This window comes from Peribacillus sp. NPDC056705 (assembly GCF_043656335.1).
Genome location: NZ_JBHTYI010000255.1, coordinates 1 through 1,115, shown reverse-complemented (window position 1 = coordinate 1,115; position 1,115 = coordinate 1). Strand labels below are relative to the sequence as shown.

At 45.5% G+C, this 1,115-nt stretch carries 1 protein-coding gene; it reads left to right on the top strand.

Going from position 1 to position 1,115, the window contains the following annotated elements; all coding sequences use genetic code 11:
- On the top strand, positions 1-1,115 hold a 1,115-nt coding region (locus tag ACFRAK_RS29445; RefSeq protein WP_394573261.1), incomplete at both ends, for an ATP-binding cassette domain-containing protein.

The window sequence follows — 1,115 nt, the reverse complement described above, 5'->3', positions numbered from 1 at the left end:
GCTCTATGTCGTCATCGTTGGAGGGCAGGCACTGCTTCAACGGAGCCAGACACTATTGAATTCAACCATACTGCAGGGCTTTATCCGTACACTGCGGATGGAGACGTATCAGGGATTAATTCAAGCAAAGTGGGAGTTCTTCCTGCGCAAGCGCAAGTCGGATTTCAACCATGTCATGTCTAACGAGTTGGGGCGTGTGAATCAGGGGACCTTTTTATTTCTGCAGATGATTTCTTCCTTCTTATTTACGATCATACAGATTGGCCTCGCACTATGGCTGTCTCCTCTAATAACTATGGTTGTTTTGCTAAGCGGCGGGCTATTGGTATTGTTCGGACGTAAGTTTATCAAGAAGTCGAAGCGAATTGGTGAAGAGACAACTGAACTGTCAAAGTATTATTTTGCGGGGATCAGTGAGCATTTCAACGGCATTAAGGATATTAAGAGCAACCGGTTAGAGCAATCTCATATGAACTGGTTCAACAACCTGTCTCGGAAAATGGAGGATAACTTTATTCAATTCGGAAAGATAAATTCCATGTCACAGTTAATTTACCGTCTATCCTCTGTTGTACTGATTGCCGGCTTCGTCTATTTGGCACTGGAAGTACTTAAGACACCGGCTGAGCAATTGATTATCATTGTTCTGATCTTCTCGCGATTATGGCCAAGGTTTATTGGCATTCAATCGAATACCGAGCAGCTTGTAGCCAACCTTCCTGCCTTCCAAGTCATGCGTAATCTGCAAATGGAGTACGAGTCAGACAAGGAGGGCGGAGCTACAGCCACAGCCACTAGTTCACAACCTGGCAGGGTTCATATGCGAGACGGGATGATATGCCGAGATGTGGATTATCGGTATGATTCTTTCGAGTCTGTATATGCTCTACGCAATATTAACGTACATATTCCTGCCAATCGAATGACGGCCATCGTTGGGAAATCAGGAGCGGGCAAGAGTACACTCATTGATATGCTGATGGGATTGATTCAGCCGGAGAGTGGTGAGGTTCTGATTGACGGGGTATCCCTTCGGGATGAGGCCCAGCTTATGACTTTGCGCAGTTCAATCGGATATGTCGCACAGGATCCCTTTCTATTTAATGAAAGTATTC